The 15,984-nt window shown below is 72.6% G+C and carries 12 protein-coding genes and 1 pseudogene; 8 read left to right on the forward strand and 5 right to left on the reverse strand.

The features are described from left to right. Positions 1–64: 64 nt before the first annotated feature. On the reverse strand, positions 65–1,042 hold the full coding sequence (locus tag ACWED2_RS47220; protein WP_449697032.1) for a methyltransferase: 978 nt from the start codon (positions 1,040–1,042) through the stop codon (positions 65–67). A gap of 73 nt (positions 1,043–1,115) precedes the next feature. Here ACWED2_RS47220 and ACWED2_RS47225 point away from each other — a divergent pair, with 73 nt between their 5' ends. Genes ACWED2_RS47225 through ACWED2_RS47240 form a run of 4 tightly spaced genes read left to right on the forward strand, consistent with a single transcriptional unit; the run spans position 1,116 to position 4,489 of the window. Further along, the gene (locus ACWED2_RS47225; protein ID WP_449697033.1) at positions 1,116–1,727 is read left to right on the forward strand and encodes a helix-turn-helix domain-containing protein; all 612 of its coding nucleotides are present in this window, start codon (positions 1,116–1,118) and stop codon (positions 1,725–1,727) included. A 52-nt stretch (positions 1,728–1,779) separates the two neighbouring features. After that, positions 1,780–2,949: an NAD(P)/FAD-dependent oxidoreductase gene (locus ACWED2_RS47230; RefSeq protein ID WP_449697034.1), complete on the forward strand. Its 1,170-nt coding sequence runs from the start codon at positions 1,780–1,782 to the stop codon at positions 2,947–2,949. After that, positions 2,946–3,209, forward strand: coding sequence for a (2Fe-2S)-binding protein (locus ACWED2_RS47235; protein ID WP_449697035.1), 264 nt, complete (start codon positions 2,946–2,948; stop codon positions 3,207–3,209). The genes ACWED2_RS47230 and ACWED2_RS47235 overlap by 4 nt, the downstream gene beginning before the upstream one ends. Next, positions 3,206–4,489, forward strand: a complete 1,284-nt coding sequence (locus ACWED2_RS47240; protein WP_449697036.1) for an FAD/NAD(P)-dependent oxidoreductase — start codon at positions 3,206–3,208, stop codon at positions 4,487–4,489. The genes ACWED2_RS47235 and ACWED2_RS47240 overlap by 4 nt, the downstream gene beginning before the upstream one ends. Before the next feature lie 5 nt (positions 4,490–4,494). On the opposite strand, the gene ACWED2_RS47245 is transcribed toward ACWED2_RS47240, so the two are convergent. Further along, positions 4,495–5,712, reverse strand: coding sequence for an IS110 family transposase (locus ACWED2_RS47245; protein ID WP_449697037.1), 1,218 nt, complete (start codon positions 5,710–5,712; stop codon positions 4,495–4,497). 226 nt (positions 5,713–5,938) lie between these two features. On the opposite strand from ACWED2_RS47245, the gene ACWED2_RS47250 reads away from it, so the two are divergent. Together ACWED2_RS47250 and ACWED2_RS47255 are read left to right on the forward strand one after the other, a co-directional pair. Continuing rightward, on the forward strand, positions 5,939–6,850 hold the full coding sequence (locus ACWED2_RS47250; RefSeq protein ID WP_449697038.1) for a dihydrodipicolinate synthase family protein: 912 nt from the start codon (positions 5,939–5,941) through the stop codon (positions 6,848–6,850). After that, complete coding sequence (locus tag ACWED2_RS47255; RefSeq protein ID WP_449697039.1) at positions 6,851–7,852, forward strand: proline racemase family protein; 1,002 nt, start codon at positions 6,851–6,853, stop codon at positions 7,850–7,852. Here ACWED2_RS47255 and ACWED2_RS47260 read toward each other — a convergent pair. Beyond that, complete coding sequence (locus ACWED2_RS47260; RefSeq protein WP_449697040.1) at positions 7,849–8,202, reverse strand: VOC family protein; 354 nt, start codon at positions 8,200–8,202, stop codon at positions 7,849–7,851. The genes ACWED2_RS47255 and ACWED2_RS47260 overlap by 4 nt on opposite strands. Before the next feature lie 285 nt (positions 8,203–8,487). Here ACWED2_RS47260 and ACWED2_RS47265 point away from each other — a divergent pair, with 285 nt between their 5' ends. Together ACWED2_RS47265 and ACWED2_RS47270 are read left to right on the forward strand one after the other, a co-directional pair. Next, on the forward strand, positions 8,488–15,186 hold the full coding sequence (locus ACWED2_RS47265) for an RHS repeat-associated core domain-containing protein (RefSeq protein WP_449697041.1): 6,699 nt from the start codon (positions 8,488–8,490) through the stop codon (positions 15,184–15,186). Beyond that, positions 15,183–15,638 carry a hypothetical protein gene (locus ACWED2_RS47270; RefSeq protein ID WP_449697042.1) on the forward strand — a complete coding sequence of 152 codons (456 nt, stop codon included), beginning with the start codon at positions 15,183–15,185 and terminating at the stop codon, positions 15,636–15,638. The genes ACWED2_RS47265 and ACWED2_RS47270 overlap by 4 nt, the downstream gene beginning before the upstream one ends. A gap of 34 nt (positions 15,639–15,672) precedes the next feature. On the opposite strand, the gene ACWED2_RS47275 is transcribed toward ACWED2_RS47270, so the two are convergent. Continuing rightward, positions 15,673–15,864, reverse strand: coding sequence for a hypothetical protein (locus ACWED2_RS47275; RefSeq protein ID WP_449697043.1), 192 nt, complete (start codon positions 15,862–15,864; stop codon positions 15,673–15,675). Next, a pseudogene (locus ACWED2_RS47280) lies at positions 15,864–15,984 on the reverse strand (hypothetical protein); the annotation flags it as partial. The gene ACWED2_RS47275 and the pseudogene ACWED2_RS47280, both read right to left, overlap by 1 nt.

Genomic DNA, 15,984 nt, shown 5'->3' on the forward strand with positions numbered 1-15,984 from the left:
GTGGTATTTCGGGTTCTAACCCGAAATACCACTCACGACGGGGTGACCGGATCGCTCGCGACGGTCAAGCAGGTTGTGGGGCCGCGCCGAACTCCAGGGCCGTCCGGCCGTCGGAGACCGGCGTGGTGGCGCGCAGGGCCAAGCCGGACTCCGCGGCCAGGTGCGTCAGCTCCGCCTCTGTGCGCTCCCGGCCGCCGAAGCACATCAGCATGAACAGGTTGATCGCCGTGGACGTGCCGTGGCGCAGCGGCTCGATCACCACCACCGTGCCGTCGTCCCCGGCCGCGTGCCGGCAGCCCGCCAGGATGCGGCGGGCGTGCTCGTCGTCCCAGTCGTGGAGGATGTCGGACAGCACGTACGCGTCGGCCCCCGTCGGCAGCGGGTCGAAGAAGCTGCCGGGCACCGCCTGCGCCCGGTCGGCGAGCCCGTCCGCCGCGAACCGCTCGGCCGCCGCGGCGGCCGAGGGCGCGAGGTCCAGCACCTCGCCGTGCACCGCCGGGTGGGCGCGCATGATTTCCGCGAGCACCAGGCCGTCCCCGCCGCCGACGTCGACGATCCGCGGGAACCGCCCCCAGTCGAACCGCGCGGCGAGCTGCGGTGCCTGCACCCGGAACCGCCAGTTCATCTGGGCGTCGAACGAGCGCCGCAGCCGCGGTTCGGCGTCGATGTCCGCCCAGAAGCCGCGGCCGTACCGGTGTTCGTAGGCGGGCGTGCCGGTGGTGAGCGTCTCCAGCAGGTCCGCGAAGGCGAGCTCGGCGCGGCCGCCGGCGGAGTGGATGTCGAGCAGCCGATGGGCGTCCTCGGTGCGCAGCTGCGCGCCCAGCTCGGTCGGCCGGTAGCGGCCGGACTCCGCGTCGAAGGCGAAGACCCCCGCCGTGACGAGGTGGTCGAGCAGGCAGGCCAGCGCCGTGGGGGACGTGCCCGTGGCGGACGCGAGTTCGGCGGCCGTCGCCGCCTCGTGCTCGGCGAGACCGAGGGTCGCCGCCACCCGGATGGCCATGGGCGTGGCCAGGTCGGCCAGCGCGTAGATCGACTGTGTCACCCGGTCGAGCCTAGCGACGGCGTGGCATCATGACGCCTGGACCGATCGGCAAACCGAACGAAGGGCGTCGCTGATGGACGCTTTACCGAACGATGGTGGTCCGTCGATCCGCGACATGCTCGCGGTCAACCTCCGCGCGGCCCGCGCGGCGCGTGGCCTGTCGCTGTCCGAGCTGTCCCGGCGGTCGGGCATCGGCAAGGCGACGCTCTCGCAGCTGGAGGGCGGCACCGGCAACCCGACCATCGAGACCGTGTTCAGCCTGTCCCGGGTCCTGGAAGTGGCGATCTCCGACCTGCTCGACCACCGGCCGCGCGGGGGACTGACCGTGGTGCGCGCGGCCGAGGTCGAGGTGCTCCGCGGCGAGGGCGTCGACCTGCGGCCGCTGCGCCGGATCGAGGCCGAGAACAGCGTCTTCGAGGTCTACGACCAGCTCGTGCGCGGCGACGCGCCGCAGCGCTCGCAGGGCCACGCCGGCGTCGAGCACACCATCGTGCAGACCGGCGGGCTGCGGGTCGAGGCCGGCGGCCGGACCGTGGACCTCGGGCCCGGCGACTACGTCGCGTTCGACGCCGGCGAGCCGCACAGCTACACCGCGCCGGACGGCCCGGTGCGGTCGGTGCTCCTGCTGCAGTTCCGTGCGGACGAACGGCTCGACGGGCGCACGCACCCTGTCCTGGCGGATTGACAGTCGTCCCGATCGAGACCTATCGTTCGCTATACCGAACGCTGGAGGGTCGATGAACCGAACGCGGGTGGTGGTGATCGGGGCGGGGATCGTCGGCGCGGCGTGCGCGCGGGAACTCGTCCTGGCCGGTTTCGACGTCCTGGTCCTCGACCGCGGCCGGCCCGCCGGCGGCACCACTTCGCACGGCGAAGGCAATCTCCTGGTGTCCGACAAGGGGCCGGGCGCCGAGCTCGCGCTCGCGCAGCTGTCCGCCCGGCTGTGGCCGCAGCTGGTGGCGGAATTCGAGCCCCGCGCGGCCGCCGCGGCGGAGTTCGACCCGAAGGGCGGCCTCGTCGTCGCCACCACGGCACCCGGCGCCGACGCGCTCCTCGCGTTCGCCGAGGCCCAGGCCGCGGCCGGCGTGCGCACCGAACGGCTCTCCGCGGACGACGTGGCGGCGGCGGAACCCGCGCTGACCCGCGAGGTGACCGCCGCCGTCCGCTACCCGGAGGACGCCCAGGTGCAGCCGGCCGGCGCCGCCCTCGCGCTGCTGGGCTCGGCGCTGCGCCACGGCGCCCGGCTGCGCACCGAAGCCGAGGTCACCGGCGGCCTGGTCCGGGACGGCCGGATCACCGGGATCCGCGTGGCCGGCGAACCGGTCGAGGCGGACGTGGTGGTGAACGCGGCGGGACCGTGGGCGGGGCCCGTGTCGGCCCGGCTGGGCGCGCCGATCGCGGTCCGCCCCCGGCGCGGCGAGGTCCTGGTGACCACGCCGATGCCGGGCGTGGTGCGGCACAAGGTCTACGACGCGGACTACGTCGGCGCGGTCGGCACGGGCAGCGGCGAGCTGCAGACCTCGGCGGTGGTGGAGTCGACCCGGGGCGGCACGGTGCTGATCGGCTCGTCCCGCCGCCGCGTGGGCTTCGACGACACGATCCGCCCGGACGTGCTGGGCGCGATCGCGGCCAAGGCGCTCCGGCTGTTCCCGGTGTTGGCGGACGCGGCGGTGATGCGCGCGTACGGCGGCTTCCGGCCGTACGTCGACGACCACCTGCCGGTGCTGGGCGAGGACCCGAGGCTCGCCGGCCTGTGGCACGCGACCGGGCACGAAGGGGCGGGGATCGGCCTCAGCGTGGGAACGGCGAGGTTGCTGCGCGAGCTGCTGACCGGCGCCACACCATCGATGCCGGTGGAAGAGTTCACTGTGGACCGTCCGGCGGTGCTGGCGGAGGTGGCGGCGTGAGCGAGCCGATCCGGATCACCGTCGACGGCGAGACCGTGGCCGGGGTTGCCGGGCAAACCGTCGCCGGCGTGCTTCTCGGTGCCGGGCGGATTTCCTGGCGCACCACCAGGTCCGGTGCGCCGCGGGGGGTCTTCTGCGGGATCGGGGCCTGTTTCGACTGCCTGCTCACCGTCAACGGGGTCGCCGACGTCCGCGCCTGCCGCCGCCGTGCCGCCGACGGCGACGAGATCCGGACCCAGTCGCGGGAGGCGGGCGCGTGACGCACGTCCTCGTCGTCGGTGCCGGGCCCGCCGGGCTCGCGGCGGCCGAACACGCGCTCGTCGCCGGCGCCGAGGTCACCGTCCTCGACCAGGCCGATGCGCCCGGCGGGCAGTACCACCGGGGAACCGCGCAGCGGTTCGAAGCGCTCCTGAGCCGGTGCGCGTGGTGGCCGGAAAGCGCCGTCTGGGCCGTGGAAGGCCCGCGAGTCCACGTCCTGCGCGGCCCGGCCGACGGGACGGACCGGCGGCGGCACACCCTCGAACCCGACGCGCTGGTCCTCGCCACCGGCGCCCACGACCGGGTGCTGCCGTTCCCCGGCTGGCAGCTGCCCGGCGTCTTCACCGCGGGCGGCGCGCAGGCGCTGGCCAAGGGGGAGCGGGTCGCCGTCGGGCGGCGGGTGCTCGTCGCCGGGGCCGGGCCGTTCCTGCTGCCGGTCGCCCAGTCCCTGCTCGCCGTCGGCGCGGAAGTACTCGCCGTCCTGGAAGCGAACCCGGCCCGCACTGTCCTCAGTGGATGGTCGTGGCGTGCGGCCGCGCACGGGCGCAAGATGAACGAACTGGTTCGTCACGCCAGCACGCTGGCCCGGCACCGCGTGCCGTACCGCACGGGCCGCGCGGTGGTCGAAGCCCGCGGCGACGACCGGGTCCGCGAAGCCGTCACCGCCCGCGTCCGCGCGGACTGGTCGGTCGTCCCCGGCACCGAACGCACCTACGAGGTCGACGCCCTCTGCGTCGGGCACGGCTTCGTGCCGCAGCCCGAACTGGCCGTCGCGGCCGGCTGCGTCCTCGACGGCGGGTTCGTCCGGGTCGACGGCGACCAGCGCACCAGCGTCGCCGGGGTGTTCGCCGCGGGGGAGCTCACCGGGATCGGCGGGGCGGCCGCCGCCGCGGCGGAAGGCGCGGTCGCCGGGTGGGCCGCCGCCGGGAGGACGCCCGGCCGGGCCCTGGTCGCGCGGCGTGACCACGCCCGTGCCTTCGCCCGCCGCTTGGCCGCCGCCCACCCGATCGGCCGGGCGTGGCCCGGCTGGCTGGCCGAGGACACCGTCGTCTGCCGGTGCGAAGAAACCACCTACGGCGAACTGAAAAGCGCCGTCGCGGACCCGGCGGCCCCGGGCCCGCACGCGCTCAAGCTCGGCACCCGCGCCGGCCTCGGCCCGTGCCAGGGCCGGATGTGCGGCCCGGCCGTCGCCGAACTCTGCGGGGGCACCGAACGCCACCACCGTCCGATCGCCCAGCCGATCCGCCTGGGCGAGCTCGCCGAGCCGAAGGAGTCTCAATGATCGTGTCAAGCAGCAGCCGTGGCCGTGACCGGCGGTGAGGGATGGAACGCACGCCCGTCGCGCAGCAGGGCCCAGATGACGTCGGCCAGGCGGCGGGCCAGGGCGATCAGCGCCTGGGTGTGCCGCTTTCCTTCGCTGCGTTTGCGCTGGTAGAACAATCGGGTTGGGCTGTCGGGGTGTTTGGTGGCCGACAGGGCGGCCAGGTAGAACACCCGGCGCAGGCCGCGGTGGTAGCGCTGGGGGCGGTGCAGGTTGCCCCGCACCCGTCCGGAGTCACGGGGCACCGGTGCGAGACCGGCGTAAGCGGCCAGGTGCCCGGAGCTGCGGAAGGCCGTTTGCAGGTCGCCGCCGGTGCCGGCCAGCAGTTGGGCCCCGAGGATGGGGCCGAAGCCGTCGAGGCTGGTGATGTGCCCGGAGTCGGGCTGTTCGGCGAACCGGTCGGTGAGCTGTTTGTCCAGGTCTTTGATCTCCCGGTCCAGGTCCAGCAGCTGCCGGGCCAGCCTCGCGATCAAGGGTGCGGTCACCGATTCACCCGGCAAGGCCACAGTTTGCTCCGCCGCGGCCGCGAGGGCTTTGTCCACCATGGACGGAATGCCCTTGGCCCAGGCGCCGTGTTCGCGCAAGTAGCCCGACAGGCCGGCCGCGCCGGCCGTGCGGATGCCGTCCGGGGTCTGGAAACCGGTGAGCAGCACCAGCGCCGAGCGGATCGAGTAATCGAACGCCCGCTCCAGAGCGGGAAAAATCGAGGCCAGCAGCTCACGGATCCGGTTGACTCCGCGCACCCAGCCGGCCATCAGGTCCTCCCGGCGCGCGGTGAGCACCTGCAGATCGGTCACCACCGCATCCGGGCCGGGCACCGGGGTCAGATCAGAACGCAACCGGGCGGTTTCGGCGATCGTGCGGGAGTCCTTGGCATCGGTTTTGCCTTCACCGGCGAACGCGTCGGCCATCCGGTTGACCAACCGGCCCGGCACATACAGCACCGGCTGCCCGGTCGCGCACAGCAACGCGATCAGCAACCCAGCGGGGCCGGAGGTCATGTCCACCGCCCACACCACCCCACCAGTGGCTTTCGCGGTGGTCCGGGCGATCAGCTGCTCGATCGCGGCCTGGCCGTTGGCCACCTTCCGCGAGAACACGACCTTGCCGGACTGATCCACCGCGCACGCATGGTGGAAGCCCTTGCCGACATCGATCCCGACCCACACCTTGCCGACCGCCACTCAGCCTGCCCTCCCGTCTTCGCAGCTGCACCCCGTGGACGACCCGCCGGCATCTCCATAAACAGCGACCACGCGCAGATCTCAATCAGCGGCCAGGGCGTCCAGAACGACAGAGCGGCCACTCCTCCGAAGCCACCAACCGGGGCAAGAACCCATCAGCCACACCCCATCGCCCTGGGCATCCAGAACATCCCGTCCTGAACACCAACGATCTTATGGAGCACCCATGAGCACCCGCGACCTCGGCGGCGTGGTCGTCGCCGCCGCGCTGCCCTACCGGGCCGACGACGCCGCGCCGGCCGGGCTGGCCGTCGACTACGACGCCTACGCCGAACACTGCCGGTGGCTCGTCGGAAACGGCTGCCGCGGCGTCGGCCCGAACGGTTCCCTCGGGGAGTACTCCTCGCTCACCGACGACGAACGCCGCCGCGTCGCCCGCACCGCGATCGAGGCCGTCGGGACCGACGGGATCGTCGTGGTCGGCGTCCACGGCCCCGGCGCGCACCAGGCGCGGTACTGGGCCGAGGCGGCGGCCGAGGACGGCGCGCACGGCGTGCTCTGCCTGCCGCCGACGCTCTACCGCGCCAACCGCGGCGAGGTGCTCGCGCACTTCGAGGCGGTGGCCTCGGTGGGGCTGCCGGTGATGGTCTACAACAACCCGTTCGACACCAAGGTCGACCTGACGCCGGACCTGCTGGCCGAGCTCGCGCAGATCGACAACGTCGTGGCCGTCAAGGAGTTCTCCGGTGACGTCCGCCGGGTGCTGGAGATCCGGGAGCGGGCGCCCGGGCTGGCCGTGATCGGCGGCGCCGACGACGTCGTCCTGGAGAGCCTGCTGATGGGCGCGACCGGGTGGTTCGCCGGGTTCCCCAACGTGTTCCCGGCCGAGTCGGCGCGCCTGTTCGAGCTCGCCACTTCGGGCCAGCTCGAGGAGGCCAAGGCGCTCTACGAACCGCTGGTGGCCGCGTTCCGGTGGGACTCGCGCACCGAGTTCGTCCAGGCCATCAAGCTCGGGATGGACATGGTGGGCCGCCGCGGCGGGCCGTGCCGCCCGCCGCGGGGGCCGCTGTCGGACGTCCACCGCGAGCAGGTCCGCGCCGACATGGGCCGCGCGCTCGCCGCGCTGGGGGTGGCGTAGATGCGGGCTTCGCGCGCGATCACGGCGGTCGACTCGCACACCGAGGGCATGCCGACCCGGGTGGTGACCGGCGGCGTGGCCCCGATCCCCGGCGCCACGATGGCCGAGCGCCGCCGCTACTTCATGGCGCACCTGGACCACCTGCGGCAGTTCCTGATGCACGAACCGCGCGGCCATTCGGCGATGAGCGGCGCGATCCTGCAGCCGCCCTGCCGCGAGGACGCCGACTGGGGCGTGGTGTACATCGAGGTGTCCGGCTGCCTGCCGATGTGCGGCCACGGCACGATCGGCGTGGCGACGGTGCTGGTGGAGACGGGCATGGTCGAGGTGACCGAGCCGACGACGGTGGTGCGCCTGGACACCCCGGCCGGGCTGGTGCACGCGGAGGTCTCGGTCCGCGACGGGCGCGCTTCGAGCGTCAAGCTGCGCAATGTGGCGTCGTTCCTCGCCGAACGCGACGCCGAGGTTTCGGTGCCCGGCCTGGGCCCGGTCCGCTACGACCTCGCCTACGGCGGGAACTTCTACGCCATCCTCGATCTGTCTTCGTTGGACATCCCGTTCGAGCGGGCGGAGAAGGACCGGATCCTGGCCGCCGGGCTGGCGATCATGGGCGCGATCAACGAGCAGCGGCCGCCGAAGCACCCGGAGGACCCGCTGATCGGCGGGTGCAAGCACGTCCAGTTCCTGGCGCCGGGGTCGGACGCGCGGGCGTCGCGGAACGCGATGGCGATCCACCCGGGCTGGTTCGACCGGTCGCCGTGCGGCACCGGCACGTCCGCCCGGATGGCCCAGCTGCACGCCCGCGGCGAGCTGCCGCTGCACACGCCGTTCGCGAACTCGTCGTTCATCGGCACGACGTTCACCGGTGAGCTGGTCGCCGAGACCACGGTCGGCGGGGTGCCGGCGGTGGTGCCGGAGTTCTCCGGCCGGGCCTGGATCACCGGCACGGCGACCTACCTGCTGGACCCGGACGACCCGTTCCCGGCGGGGTTCGTGCTCTAGGCGGGTTGCCAGAGCTCGATGCGGTGGCCTTCGGGGTCGGTGACCCAGCCGAACCGGCCGACGCCGGCCATCTCCTGGACGTCGTCGGCCACGTCGGCGCCGCGGGCGCGGAGCTGGGCGAGCATGGCGTCGAGGTCGCGGACCCGGAAGTTGAGCATGGTCTGCTGGGTTTCCGAGCCGAAGTAACCGGTTCCGGACTCGAAGGGGGCGAAGACGGTCGGGCCGGGTTCCTGCTGCCAGACGCCGTTTTCGTCGGTGTCCAGGCCGAGGCAGTCGCGGTACCAGGCGCCGAGGGCCGCCGGGTCCGCCGCGCGGATGAAGTACCCGCCGATTCCGAGCACGCGTTCCATGCGGCGATCCTGCCAGCCCGGCCGCCGTCCGGGGCGGGTGACACGCGGGCCGGGCCGGCGGCCGCCGGTGACCGGGGTGGCCCGCGCCCGGTCCGCCGGTTTCGGCCGGATCGGTCAAAGCAACGGTAATAACTCGTCGATTCCATTTGTGCTTTCTTGGGAAAAGATCACTCGGTCGGGTGATGGGTTGGTTAAGGACGGGCATTAGATTTCCTTCCGCGGCCCCGGAAGCTCTCCGGGTGGCTGACTCGAAGCCGGTTGGGGCTTCCTGGGGGAAGGTTGGCCATGTCCGTTGTGTCCGTTCGCGCGCGCAGACGCTTTTCCGGCGCATTTCCGGCACGGCTGCTGACGGTTTTCTTCAGCGTTCTCGCGCTCGTCGCCGGGGTGACGGCGGTCGCGCAGGCAGCACCGCGTCCGCCGGCCCCGCCGCACCCCGCCGCCGCGCCGAAACCGGCCGATTTCGGCCCGGACGCGGCGAAGTCCGCGGACGTCGCCCTCGACGGGCACGGCGACGCGCAGGGCTACCACCTCGAAGCCGGCCGCGAGAGCGGCGGCTTCGCCTGGCGCGAGATCGCGCTGCTGCACCCGGCCGGGTTCGACGATTCCTCGTGGACCGGCTACCAGTGCGTATCCGGCGACGGGAAGTACGCCGCGGTCGCGATCCTGCCCGCGTCGGCGGTGAACACCCAGGCCGCGCGCGACCACGGGGCGTTCGCCTACTCCGTCGACCTCGCGTCGGGTGCGGTGCACGCGCTCGCCGGCGGGGTCGGCCTGAAGTACTACTCGCCCGGCTGCGGCACCGGGGACGACGCCGTGTTCACCGTGACCGCCGACCAGAGCACCCGGCTGCTGACCGCCGACCTCGCGGCCGGGAAGATCACCGGTTCGGTGACGGCGCCGGGGCAGCTCACCTCGGCGGTGCCGACGCGGTCGGGGATCGTCGGGGTGGCGGGCAACCGGCTGGTATCCGTGCCGGCCATGGGGACGCCGGCCGTGATCGCGTCCCTGCCCGGCTCGGTCTACGACGTGCGGCCGTCGGCCGACGGCGGCGTCAGCTTCCTGCACGCCGCACCCGGCGGCCGGGTCGCGACCGCGGCGCACGAGCACGCCGGGGTGGTCACCACGCTCGGCAGCGGTGACCTGACGCGCGTGCAGCTGTTCCAAGGACGTGCCGGGCACGCCGTGCTGGCCGGGGCCACCGCGGCGGGTGGGGACGTCCTCGCCGCCGCCGGCGTGCGCAGCGTCGGCGACACCGGTCTCGCGCACCCCGCCGAAGCGTCCTCTTTGGACGGTGATGCGCTGCTCGCGCCGGACGCCGACGGGCAGAAGACCGAGCCCGCGCTGCTGGCGACGAAGACGGGCCGGGTGCTCACCCCCGCGGCTCCGGCCGGCGCCGCGCGCGCCACGACCGCGGTGCCCACCTACTCGGCGACGCCCGGGACCACGACGTCCGCCCCGCGGCCGAACCGGCTCAGCCCGAAGGCCGACGCCGCGCCCGCCGCCGCGAAAGCCGCACCCGACACGGCCGAGGCGACGCAGTCGCCGAAGTGCGCGGTGGCACCGTTGCAGGCGAACCGGCAGGTGATGCAGCCGAACGCGGCGCAGGTGAACTGGGCGGTGCAGATGGCGGAGCAGGGCCTGCTGACCGGCAGCGCGTACACGCGCCCGGCGAACTTCGCGAACATGGGCCTGGTCGGGTACGCGCCGAACAGTGACTTCCCGCTGATCTCGCTGTCACACCCGGCGGGCGGTTCGAGCACGGTGCCGCGGTCGATCTTCGAGGGCATCATGGCCCAGGAGTCGAACTGGTCGCAGGCCTCCTGGCACGCTCCGGCCGGCACCGCGGGCGACCCGTTGATCGCCAGCTACTACGGCGCGGGCGGCGACATCGTCTCGATCAACTACGCGGCCTCGGACTGCGGCTACGGGATCAGCCAGGTCACCGACGGCATGCACATCGGGGACCACTCGCTGTCCGAGCACGGGCAGTGGAAGGTCGCGGTCGACTACCAGGAGAACATCGCCGCCGGGCTGCAGATCCTGGAGAGCACCTGGAACCAGCTCTACGCGGACGGGATCACGGCGAACAACGCCGACCCGCGCTACCTGGAGAACTGGTACTTCGCGGCCTGGGCGTACAACTCGGGCATCCAGCCGAACGCCGCGAACGGCAACACCACCGGCTGCACCCCGGGCCCGTCCTGCACGGGCCCGCACGGGACCTGGGGTCTGGGCTGGACCAACAACCCGGCCAACCTCGACTACCCGCCCAACCGCGACCCGTACCTGCAGGACACCTACGCCGACGCGGCGCACCCGGCGAGCTGGCCGTACCAGGAGCGCGTGCTGGGCTGGACGGCGAGCCCGCTGATCCGCTACGGCAGCCAGGCCTACGCGAAGCCGACGTACAACGGCGGTCAGCGCTGGGTGCAGCCGGCGCCGTTCACCGCGATGTGCTCGCTGGCGGCCAACCAGTGCGACCCGAACACCACCAACACGTCCAACCCGGGTGCGAGCCACTGCATGCTGGACGACTTCCAGTGCTGGTGGCACCAGCCGGTGACCTGGATCCCCAGCTGCAGCACGACGTGCGCGACGAGCCCCTATGCGGTGTCGGGTGGTTCGGAGCCGGCGAACCCGACGCAGAACCCGCCGACGTGCAGCCAGGACTTCTCGAAGGTGCCGAGCGGGTCGATCATCGTCGACGACGAGCCGAACCGGCTGAACCTGCAGGGGTGCGGCAGCGCGAACTGGTCGTCCAACGGCACGTTCAGCTACACGTACGGGACGAATTCCGCGGGTGATCCGATCGGGGCGATCGACACCCACCAGCTCGGCACCGGGCTCGGCGGGCGGGTGCTGTTCACCCACACCGAAAACGGTTCGAACCCGGCGCTGATCAACACCGGGGTGTGGACGCCGAACCTGCCGTCGCTGCAGTACTACAAGGTCAAGCTGCACCTGCCCGGCCTCGGCGCCGAGGCGACCAACGTGGTCTACAACATCAACCCCGGTGGCGGGGTCTCGCCGTGGAAGATCCGCGTGAACCAGGCGTGGAACTCCGAGCAGTGGGTCACCATCGGCACGTTCGCCATGCAGAACGGCGGCAACGTCACCCTGAACAACAACGGCAGCTCGGTCGACCAGGGCGGCTTCGGCTATTCCGACTTCGACGTCGCCTTCGACGCCGTCGCGTTCGTCCCCATGGGCGGCACCCCCGGCCAGCCGATCGGCGGACCGCCGGGCATCCAGGACGCGCCCAAGGGCTCCAACCCGGCGTTCATCGCCTGCGGCTGCGCCCGCCGCACCGCCGGCGACCCCGTGGACACCTCGACGGGCTACTTCGGGGACAGCTTCACCGACCTCGCCACGCCCGGCCGGGGCATGGCGCTGAACTTCACCCGCAGCTACGCCGAAAGCGTCGCCGACCCCAACGGACCCGGCAAGACGCTCGCCGCGGACGGCCCGTTCGGCTGGGGCTGGACGTACTCCTACAACCTGTCCGCGGCCACCGACGGCTCGACCGGCAACGTGACGGTGAAGCAGGAGGACGGCTCGGCGGTGACCTTCGTCGCCGGTGGTGGCGGCTACACGCCGGCCGCGCCGCGGTTCGACGCGACCCTCGTGAAGTCCGGCTCGTCCTACGTGTACACCCGGCGCGGCAACCAGCTCTTCACCTTCGACGTCGCGAGCGGGCACCTGACGGCGGAGGCGGACCTGCCCGGCAGCAAGGCCTCTCCGGCGTACCAGACGACACTGGCCTACGACGGCTCCGGCCACCTGGCGACGGTGACCGATCCCGCGGGCCGCAGGGACACGCTGACCTGGACCGGCAACCACATCACCGGCCTCACGGACACCGCCGGCCGTCAGGTGACCTACGGCTACGACGCCGCCGGCGACCTCACCGACGTCTACGGGGTGGGCACCACCCGGTCCCCGGCGCTCGCGGACGACGACCACGCGAAATACACCTACGACGGCAACCACCTGATGACGTCGATGCGGTCCCCGGCCGACTTCGCGGGACCGGCGACGGCGGTGACGTCGATGGCCTATGACAGCGCCGAGCGGGTGCACACGCAGACCGACCCGAACGGGCACACCACGACGTTCACCTACGGTCCCGACGGCGGCCTCGCCGCGGGCCAGACCCTGGTCACCGACCCGGCCGGACACAAGAAGCTGGACACCTACCAGAACGGACTGCTGGTCTCGGAGACGCTGGGCTACGGCACCGCCGACGCCGGGACGACGTCCTACACCTACGACCCGGTCACCCTCGGGGTCACCACGCGGACCGACGCCGACGGCAACCTCGAGACGTTCACCTACGACGACCACGGCAACAAGACGTCGGAGTCGGACTCGCTGGGCTTCACGACCGACTACGCCTACGACGACGCCGGCAACCTGGTCGAAACGGTGGACCGCAACGGGGTCGCGACGGTCAACCAGTACGACCAGGCCGGGCACGTCCCGGCGGCCGCGGTGGGGGAGCGCGTGCTCACCTCGACCACGGTGACGCGGGCCAACAACGTCGTCGAATCGACCACCGGCAACTTCGGGCCGGCGCCGCTGCGCACGGTGAACCACTACTACGACGACGCGGCGCACCCCGGCGACCGGACCCGCACGGTGGATCCCGACGGGAAGACCACGACCAGCGCCTTCGACTCCTTCGGCGACCAGGTCTCGAGCACCGACGGCGCCGGCGACAAGACCCTGTTCGGCTACGACACGGCAACCGGTCTCCGGACCTCCACGGTGTCCGGCACCGGCGCCGCGGCCGGAACCGCACCCGGGTGCACGCCACCGGCGAACGGCTGCACGACCTACGGCCACGACGCCCACGGCCGGGTCACCGCCACCACCGACCCGCTGGGGCACACCACCTCGGAGACCTACGACGCCGACGGCGACAAGACGTCGGTGACCGATGCCAACCACCACACCACCACCTCGGCGTTCGACCCCGCCGGGCAGCTGGTGAAGGTGACCCAGGCGGACAACACCACCCAGACCACCGGCTACAACCCCGACGGCACGATCGCCGACACCGTGGACGGCCTCGGCGCCGTGACGACGTTCGGCTACGACGGGCAAGGCCGCAAGAACTCCCGCACCGATGCCGGCCACCGGACCTCCGCCGTGCACATCGATCCCGCGGGCCGGGTCGTCACCGCCACCGACCCGGCGGGCCGGGTCACGACCAACGGCTACGACGCCGACGGCCGGGTGACGTCGGTGTCCTATTCGGACGGCAAGACGGCCGGCGTCACCTACGGCTACGACCCCGCCGGGCACCGGACGTCGATGACCGACGGGACCGGGACCACGACGTGGACCTACGACGCCTTCGGGGAGATCACCGCGCAGGTCCAGGGCTCGGGCGCCAAGGTCGGCTACGGCTACGACGACAACGGCAACCGGACCTCGATCCTCTACCCGGGCCAGACGACGCCGGTGGCGCAGACCTTCGACGACGCCGAGCGGCTCGCGACGGTGACCGACTGGAACGGCAACAAGACCACCTTCGGCTACGACGGCGACGGCGCGCTCAAGACCACGGCGTACCCGAACGGGACGACGGTCGCCAACGGCTACGACGACAGCGGGGTGCTGACGTCGACCACCGCGGCGACCGGGACCACGCCGGTGGTGTCGATGACCTTCGGGCGGGACGCCATGGGGCAGCTGGCGGCGCGGACGATCGGGACGGCGTCGCAGACGTTCGGCCACAGCGTGCGCGAGCAGCTGAGCTCGGACGGCACCACCGGCTACGCCGACGACGCGGCGAACAACCCGGTGACGGTCGGTGCGGCGACCCAGGCGTTCGATCCGGCCGGCCGGCTCTGCTGGTCGCTGGCGAGCGGCACGGTGAGCAACCCCAGCTGCGGCACCGTGCCGGCGAACGCGACCTCGTACGCGTTCGACGACCTCGGCGAGCGCACGGCGGCCGGCGCCACCACCTACGGCTACGACCAGGCCGGGCGGCTGACCGGCATCACCGGCGCCACGACGGCGACCTACGGCTACAACGGCGACAACCTCCGGATCTCGAAGACCACCGGCGGGGCGACCGCGACCTTCGTCTGGGACGCCACCGCCACGCCGAACCTCCTGACCGACGGCACGAACAGCTACCTCTACGGCCCGTCGGGGCTGCCGATCGAGCAGCTGGGCGGCGGGGGCTCGTTCTGGTACGTGCACGACCAGATCGGCTCGACCACCGCGCTGCTCACCGGCGCGGGCGCGGTCGGCGGGAGCTACGCCTACACCCCGTACGGCCGGGTGACCGCCACCGGCACGGCCCGGACGCCGTTGCAGTACACGGGCCAGTACACCGACGCCGAGTCGGGCCTGGTGTACCTGCGGGCCCGCTACTACGACCCGGGAACCGCGCTGTTCCTCACGGTCGACCCGCTCGTCGACACCACCCGGACGCCCTACGCGTACGCCGGCGGCAATCCGCTCGACTACGCCGACCCGACGGGGAACTGCAGCTTCTGGGAATGCCTCGGGATCGGGGCCGGGGTCGCGGGTGCCGTGCTCGGCGCCGGCGCCTGCATCATCCTCGAGCCGTGCGGGCTGGGCGTGGCGGCCGCGGGCGCCGGCGCGGCGGCCCTCGACGGCGGGGCGATCTTCGGCGCCGGGCTCCTCGGCGGGGTGGTGGGGATCGGCGGGGTGGGCATCGCCCACACGATGTCGACCTCCGAAGGCGGCGATTTCGACGACGAAGACGACGACTTCGAAGGAACCGGGTTTTCCCGGGACGAAATCGCCGAATTCGCCAACGGGCACGCCGGCGACGGCAACCCCGCGATGAACCGGCCGAGCCTCAGCGAAATCCAGCGGACGCTCGCGAACGGGAAGACCTCGCCCGGCGGCGGCAATTCGGTGCGGTACGATTGCGACGGCGTCCGGGTGATCGTGAACCGCAACACGCCGTGGCGCAGCACAGCGTACTACCCGGACCGGTGAGCATGACCGAAGAGCTGGCCCAGCGGATCAACGCCGTCTTCAGCGAAGCCGAGCGCGCGGAGCTCGACGGGTGCCGCTACCGGATCAACGACGAGAAGTCGATCGGCGTGCTCGATCTGCTGGTCTCCTGGGCGTTGCACGTGCAGAAGATCGACGAGGACCGGGCGAAACCCGTGACCGACCGGCACGTGTGGGGCGCGCACGACCTCATCGCCGCGGTGTCCCTGCGCAGTTTCCTGGCTCGCTGCCTGGACCGGCTGCCCGAGCCGCTCAACGGCAAGGTCGCCGGGCAGGTCGCGCCGCACGACGAGCACTTCGTGGCGATCACCCGGGTGGACGACGGCAGGCTGCTGGAGCAGGTGGCCGGGGAAGACCTGTCGGCGAAACCCTGGTGGTGGCACCGGATCCCGGATTCCGGGCCGATCGCCGACGAACTGCGCGGATACGCCTGAGCTGACCGGATTCCGGCGCGCCGTTTTCCGTGGTTCAGCGGCCGTTTTCGGTCTCGTCCGGCCTGACGGGTCGCGGGGCGTCCGCGGGCGGCCTGATGCCCCCGGTCCGCGGCACGATCCGGGCGGCGGCCGTGCCGAGCCCGGTCGGGCCGAACGCCGAGGCGGGCAAGGCGGGCGGGCGGCCCGGTGCTTCGGGGTCGCGGGGCGGCGTCACGGGCTCGGGCATCATCCCTCCCGGCCGATTTCGGCGTTTTCGAGGATGGCGAGGGCGTCGGGGACGAGGACGGCGGCGGAGTAGTAGGCGGAGACGAGGTAGGAGATGAGGGCTTGGTCGTTGATGCCCATG

It is taken from the genome of Amycolatopsis sp. NPDC005003 (assembly GCF_053600695.1).

Excerpts from the sequence above, each read along its gene's own strand:
- ACWED2_RS47260 (WP_449697040.1), bottom strand. The coding sequence starts at position 8,202 with ATGGAACGCGTGCTCGGAATCGGCGGGTACTTCATCCGCGCGGCGGAC.
- ACWED2_RS47275 (WP_449697043.1), bottom strand. The coding sequence starts at position 15,864 with ATGCCCGAGCCCGTGACGCCGCCCCGCGACCCCGAAGCACCGGGCCGC.
- ACWED2_RS47225 (WP_449697033.1), top strand. The coding sequence starts at position 1,116 with ATGGACGCTTTACCGAACGATGGTGGTCCGTCGATCCGCGACATGCTC.
- ACWED2_RS47265 (WP_449697041.1), top strand. The coding sequence starts at position 8,488 with ATGTCCGTTGTGTCCGTTCGCGCGCGCAGACGCTTTTCCGGCGCATTT.
- ACWED2_RS47250 (WP_449697038.1), top strand. The coding sequence starts at position 5,939 with ATGAGCACCCGCGACCTCGGCGGCGTGGTCGTCGCCGCCGCGCTGCCC.
- ACWED2_RS47230 (WP_449697034.1), top strand. The coding sequence starts at position 1,780 with ATGAACCGAACGCGGGTGGTGGTGATCGGGGCGGGGATCGTCGGCGCG.
- ACWED2_RS47255 (WP_449697039.1), top strand. The coding sequence starts at position 6,851 with ATGCGGGCTTCGCGCGCGATCACGGCGGTCGACTCGCACACCGAGGGC.